Consider the following 5801-nt stretch of genomic DNA (forward strand, 5'->3'; position numbering starts at 1 on the left):
TCATAGGTTTTTCCATCTTCTGAGACAGAATAACTCTCTGCTAAATCGGGAATCAAGTTTCCTTCTGTGTCCACATCAAATAATCCGTCAAAAAACTTGATCCATTATTGTTTCAGTATCTCCTGCTGTCATCTTAAATGGGTCAAGTGAATCAATATCAGTAGACATTGCTACTCTTAGTGTGTTTTCTTCACCCTTTTTATCACTATCTCCTGCCTTGTCCTTTGAATTAGAACATCCTGCTAGAAGTAGTACTCCTAGAAAAAGAGTTAAGACTAAAGTAATCCTTTTCATGATTCCTCCTAAAAATATTTATTTGCGGTCTTACCGCGATTAAAATATAACATATAATTTACTTAATTTCCATGTAAATAATGTAATTTTTGTATATATTTAATAATTATCCTTAATAAAAAATTTTTTGGATAAAAGAAAATCTTATTCATGTTATAATAACTATTATGATAATAGGAATATGTATTTGCGAAATTTTTATTTTTAATGCAAACTCTCTCAAATCAAAGAGGTCTGTAGTTAAAAGCATTATTGAAAAATCAAAAAATAGATTTAATATTTCAATTGCTGAAGTGGGAGAACATGACAAGTGGCAAAAATCAATTATTGCCTTTTCAACTATATCCAATGATCAAAAAATTGTTGAAGGAACTATTGATAAGGTTATAAATTTTTTTGACTCCTATAGCGAAATTGAAATTATAAATATAAAAAGAGAAATATTATAAAAATAAGGGGAATAGAGATGAAGGGAATTTTAAGCTATGATGAAGCTGATAAATGCCTTGATATATTAGAAGAAACTTATCCAGATGCTCACTGTGAGCTAGAACACACAAATCCTTTTGAACTTTTAGTTGCAACTATTTTGTCTGCACAATGTACAGATGTTAGAGTAAATAAAGTAACAGCTGAAATGTTTAAAAAATATAATAAACCAGAAGATTTTGCCATGATGGATATTAATATATTAGAAGAACTTATAAAAGAATGTGGTTTATATAGGAACAAGGCAAAAAACATTAAAGCTTCTTCAAATGTTATTTTAGAAGAATTTAATGGAAAAGTTCCAGAAACTATAAAAGAACTTATGAAATTACCAGGAGTTGGCAAAAAAACTGCCAATGTTGTAGCTTCAACTTGTTTTGGAGTTCAAGCTATAGCTGTTGATACTCATGTTTTTAGGGTTAGCAATAGAATAGGTTTTGTAAATGAAAAAAATGTATCAGCAACAGAGAGAGCCTTACAAAATAAAATAGATAAAAATAGATGGACCAAGGCTCATCACTTGTTTATTTTTCATGGAAGAAGATGTTGCACAGCAAGAAATCCTAAATGTGATTTTTGTACAGTAAAAGATTTTTGTAAATATCATAAGGAGATATAACTTAAATGAAAAAATTAAGCAATAAAATTTTAAATGGAAATAAAAAGCTGCTCATTGTTATAGCTTTTATTTTGATGCTAATTTTTGTTTCTGTAATGTATTTTACAAATGAATCTTTAAATCCAAAGATTCATAAGGGTATTAAAATTGAAGAAGTTGATGTTTCAAATTTATCTAAAGAAGAGGCTCTAAAAAAAGTAAAAATAGCTACAGATGAAAAAATCGAAAATAAAAAATTAATTTTTATTATGATGATAAGGAACTTTTAATTCCTTTAAAAGATTTTGGATATAAATTAGACTTATCTGAAGCAACTAATAGGGCCTATAGCTATGGTAGATCCGATAATATATTTAAAAACTATATAGATGTTCTTTCAGCTTTAATTTTTAAGCAAAATATTGTTGCTAAGTCGGATTATGATGAAACAAAAAGAAATAATGTAATTGAAAAATTAGGAAATGAAATTTATAAGAAACCTGTTGATGCTAAAGCTATAATTAACGATGATAAAACAATTAAAATTGCCGATTCAGAAATTGGCAGATATCTTGATTTGAAAGAAGCTAAAAATTTATTAAAGCTAGATATTTTAAATCAAGATAAAATAGAACTTCCAGTTTATAAAACAGAACCAAAAATTTATTCTTCTTATTTTGATGGAATTGATAAAGTTTTAGGGGATTTTAGTACAGACTATTCTTCTTCAATAAACAACAGAAAAGAAAACATTAAAATTGCATCTTCTAAATTTAATAATTTAAAACTGAATCCTGGTGATGAAATTTCTTTTAATGATGTTGTAGGAGAAATAACAGAAGAAACTGGATTTAAAAGTGCAACAGTAATTGTTGGAGGAGAATATGAAAGTGGGATTGGCGGAGGAATTTGTCAAGTTTCCACAACTTTATATAATTCTCTAATTTTATCAGATCTTGAAATAATTGAAAGACACAATCACTCTAGACCAATTAATTATGTAGATCTTGGAACAGACGCTGCAGTAGCTAGTGGATATAAGGATTTAAAATTTAAAAATAATACAAAGAATCCAATTTTAATATTGGCTGAAGCAGATGGGGAAAAATTAGATTTTAAGGTATTGGGTAATTCAAGTGATAGAGATTATGAAGTAAAAATATTGCCAGAAAGATTAGGAGTAGTTAGTCCAGATGTTAAAACAATTTATTCTGAATCTATTCCTGAAGGAGAAACTGTGGTAAGAGAAAGTGGGAAAAAAGGATATTCTTATAAAACTTATAAGGAAATCATAAAGAATGGAGAAGTTCTCGAGAAAAAAGAAATTTCAAATTCATATTATGTACCAAAGGATAAAGTATTAGTAGTTGGTACAGGAACTTCAAATGACACAGAAGAGGAAGATGAAGATTAATAAGGGCTTAGGCTCTTATTTTTTTAAAATTAAAAAAGATTAAAATTGATTTTACATTATAAAATACCAACTTATTTAAATAGCATTGATCTTAATATTTGTGATAGAATAGCATTATGAAAATATTTGATGTATTTAAAAAGAAAAATCAATTTATAGAATTCTTTCTGAAAATAATTTTGATTTAAATAAATTATCTGAAGTTAAGGATTTGAATTTATCTGATGGATCTTATGAACTTAGTATCATAAAGGGCGAAAAAAAACTTACTCATGTAAATACCAAGGAAATTAATAAGGCTGTTGATGATTACTACTTTAGAGATAATAAGGCATCAGATGAATTTGAAGATTTTTTTAAAAATAATAAGGCACTTGAAGCAGAACGAAATTTTTTAACATATCTACTTCAAAAAATAGAATTTGATGAAAGTATATTAATTGGTCTTTCTATTTTACTTATGAGAGATTCTAAAAATGAAGAATCTGTAAAATTTGGTATGCTTTTAACCAAGTATTATAACCTTATAGAAGTTAGAAAAGCCTATGAAATATTTTTGAACTTATTAAAACATCCAGCTTTTATATATTATGGACTAGATGTTTTAAAAAACATAGATTACGGGATAATTGACGATTTATATGAAAATATGACGGATATTGGAAAAGAAATAATAGAGGAGAAGGCATGGAATTAGGAAAAGTACAAACACTTAAAGTTGCTTCAAAAAAAGATGGAATAGTTAAACTAAGAGATGCAGATGGAGAAAAAGTTGTCCTTGCAAAAGGTGAAGGGGATAAGCTAAAAGTCGGAGAAGAAGTCGAAGCTTTTGTTTATAATATTCATGAAGAATTTGAAGCAACATTAAAAAGGCCCTATGCTCAAGTGGGTGAATTAAAAAAGTTAAGAGTTGTTGATAAGGCAAAGGTTGGTTACTTTGTAGACAATGGTATTGGAAAAGATATTTTTCTACCCTTTAAAGAAAGCTTTGGAAGACTCACTGTTGGAGATGAATATCTTTTTTACTTATACCATGATAAAAGTGACAGACTTGCACTTACTATGAATATAAAAGATAAATTAAGCACAGAGGAACATTTTAAAGTAAATGACATTGTAAAGGGAACAATTTATAGTATTGGAAGACCTGGAGCTTTTGTTGCAATTGAAAATAAATATGATGGTATGATACCAATTGAAGAAATAAAGGGAATTCATAAAATTGGTGAAGAAGTGGAAGCAAGAGTTCAAAGAATTCTAAAAACTGGATTTATAACTTTAACACTAAGAGAAAAAGCCTACAAGCAAATTGATGCTGATTCAGATTTAATTTTAGAACTTCTTGAAGACAATGGCGGTGTGCTTGAACTTGGAGATAAATCTGATCCAGAACTAATAAAAGATTTAACTGGTCTTAGTAAAAAAGCTTACAAAAGAGCTGTTGGACACTTGTACAAAAATAGAAAAATTAATATTTATGATACGAAAATAGAGTTGAAACATGGAAGAAAATAAATATATAGGAGAAATTTCAGACTTTGACTTCAAAGGTTTTGGAATGACAAAACTAAATGGCAAGCCAGTGTTTTTAGATGCTGGTGTAATTGGAGACGAAGTCGAATTTGTATTAACAAAAAATAAAAAAATTTCTCAAAAGGGAAAATTACAAAAATTATAAAAAAATCAAAGGACAGAGTGCAGAGCCCCTGTCCTTATTTTAAAGAATGTGGGGGCTGTGATTTCTTAAACTATTCTGATGAACAAGAATTAAAGTGGAAAGAAAAAGACGTAAATAAAAATTTAAATCGACTTGCAGGATTAAGTATTGAAGTCCAAGAAGTTATAGATTCACCTGAAAAGATTAAATATAGAAACAATATGCAATTCCAAGTAAAAGATGGTGAAATAGGACTTTTTGCAAAAAATTCTAAAGAAATAATTCCAATAAAAAATTGCATTATGCAGAAGGATTCAGCAAATGAAGTCTTGAGAATAATGTGGAAATACAAAAAATTAAAGGACTTAAAAAGAATTGGAATTAGGACAAATTATAAGGATGAAGTTCTTTTAATACTTGTATCAAAAAAAGGAAAACTTGAAATCAAGGATATTCTCCCAGAGCTAATTGATTTGGGAGTTAAGTCAATTTATATAAATTATAACAAGGAAGATAGAACACATTATTCAAGAGAATTTGAAAAAATATACGGAGAGTACACAATTGAAGAAAAACTTTTAGATATAAAATATAAAATTTCTCCCGAATCTTTTTTCCAAATAAATAGGTTGGCGACAGAAAAACTCTATCAAAAAGCAATTGAGTTTTTAGATCCTAAGGCAGAAGATAAAATTTACGACTTATACTGTGGAGTTGGCTCAATATCACTGTCTGTAGCCAAAAGTGTAGCTCAGGTAATAGGAATTGAAATTGTAGATAAGGCTGTCGATGACGCAAGAATAAATGCAGAAAATAATGATATTAATGCAAGATTTGTAAAAGGATCAGCAGAAGAAGCCATAGAAAAACTTTGGGAAGAAGAAAAAAAATAATCCCAATAAAATAATAGTAGATCCACCGAGAAAGGGATTAGATGAAAAATTAGTATCCTTTTTAAAAGGAAATCCAGTAGAAAGAATAGTTTATATATCTTGTAACCCAGCAACCCAAGCAAGAGATTTAGAATCTTTAAAAGAAGGCTATAATGTGGAAAAAGTAGTATTAGTAAATTTATTTCCAAATACAGCTCACGTCGAGACTATAGCGTTGATACAAAAGATGTAAATATAGAAATCCTGCATTTTAACCAGTTTTATAAGCATTTTGTCTTCGATAAAGATGAAGAAGGATACGTCATAAAGACCCAAAAAAACTACATGGACGTAAGAGTAGTTTTACAACTGGTATGAGGAGACACAAAGAAAAATATAATAAGATAAAACCCATTTTATACTTTCTACAAGAGTAGCTTAAATAAGGCTGCTCTTTTTTATTTCAAAGAAAGGAGG

At 28.2% G+C, this 5801-nt stretch carries 10 protein-coding genes and 1 pseudogene; 10 read left to right on the forward strand and 1 reads right to left on the reverse strand.

All coding sequences use genetic code 11. From position 1 onward, the window contains the following. Positions 1-87 precede the first annotated feature (87 nt). Positions 88-294 carry a hypothetical protein gene (locus HGPT_RS01965; protein ID WP_040542251.1) on the reverse strand — a complete coding sequence of 69 codons (207 nt, stop codon included), beginning with the start codon at positions 292-294 and terminating at the stop codon, positions 88-90. 167 nt (positions 295-461) lie between these two features. Between HGPT_RS01965 and HGPT_RS01970 the strand changes: the two genes are divergently transcribed. From HGPT_RS01970 to HGPT_RS10310, 10 genes and pseudogenes are all read left to right on the forward strand, one after another. Continuing rightward, on the forward strand, positions 462-743 hold the full coding sequence (locus HGPT_RS01970; protein ID WP_019138213.1) for a DUF503 domain-containing protein: 282 nt from the start codon (positions 462-464) through the stop codon (positions 741-743). A 17-nt stretch (positions 744-760) separates the two neighbouring features. After that, the gene (nth, locus tag HGPT_RS01975; protein WP_019138214.1) at positions 761-1402 is read left to right on the forward strand and encodes an endonuclease III; all 642 of its coding nucleotides are present in this window, start codon (positions 761-763) and stop codon (positions 1400-1402) included. Positions 1403-1407: 5 nt separating this feature from the next. After that, entirely contained in the window at positions 1408-1671 is a 264-nt protein-coding gene (locus HGPT_RS09600) for a hypothetical protein (RefSeq protein ID WP_019138215.1), read from the forward strand. Continuing rightward, positions 1671-1943, forward strand: a pseudogene (locus HGPT_RS09605) (peptidoglycan binding domain-containing protein); the annotation flags it as partial. The gene HGPT_RS09600 and the pseudogene HGPT_RS09605, both read left to right, overlap by 1 nt. 15 nt (positions 1944-1958) lie before the next feature. Beyond that, the gene (locus HGPT_RS09610) at positions 1959-2795 is read left to right on the forward strand and encodes a VanW family protein (RefSeq protein ID WP_019138216.1); all 837 of its coding nucleotides are present in this window, start codon (positions 1959-1961) and stop codon (positions 2793-2795) included. A gap of 211 nt (positions 2796-3006) precedes the next feature. Further along, positions 3007-3492, forward strand: coding sequence for a hypothetical protein (locus HGPT_RS01985; protein WP_019138217.1), 486 nt, complete (start codon positions 3007-3009; stop codon positions 3490-3492). Then, positions 3483-4310 (forward strand): CvfB family protein, encoded by an 828-nt coding sequence (locus tag HGPT_RS01990; RefSeq protein WP_019138218.1) that lies wholly within the window; start codon positions 3483-3485, stop codon positions 4308-4310. Before HGPT_RS01985 ends, HGPT_RS01990 begins: the two co-directional genes overlap by 10 nt. Continuing rightward, positions 4297-4473: a hypothetical protein gene (locus HGPT_RS09615; RefSeq protein WP_245544079.1), complete on the forward strand. Its 177-nt coding sequence runs from the start codon at positions 4297-4299 to the stop codon at positions 4471-4473. Before HGPT_RS01990 ends, HGPT_RS09615 begins: the two co-directional genes overlap by 14 nt. A gap of 17 nt (positions 4474-4490) precedes the next feature. Then, positions 4491-5345, forward strand: a complete 855-nt coding sequence (locus HGPT_RS01995) for a class I SAM-dependent RNA methyltransferase (protein WP_040542253.1) — start codon at positions 4491-4493, stop codon at positions 5343-5345. Positions 5346-5358: 13 nt separating this feature from the next. Further along, positions 5359-5577 (forward strand): hypothetical protein, encoded by a 219-nt coding sequence (locus tag HGPT_RS10310; protein WP_281032363.1) that lies wholly within the window; start codon positions 5359-5361, stop codon positions 5575-5577. Positions 5578-5801: the final 224 nt, after the last annotated feature.

It is taken from the genome of Peptoniphilus timonensis JC401, from assembly GCF_000312025.1.
In the GTDB taxonomy this organism is placed as follows: domain Bacteria; phylum Bacillota; class Clostridia; order Tissierellales; family Peptoniphilaceae; genus Peptoniphilus_A; species Peptoniphilus_A timonensis.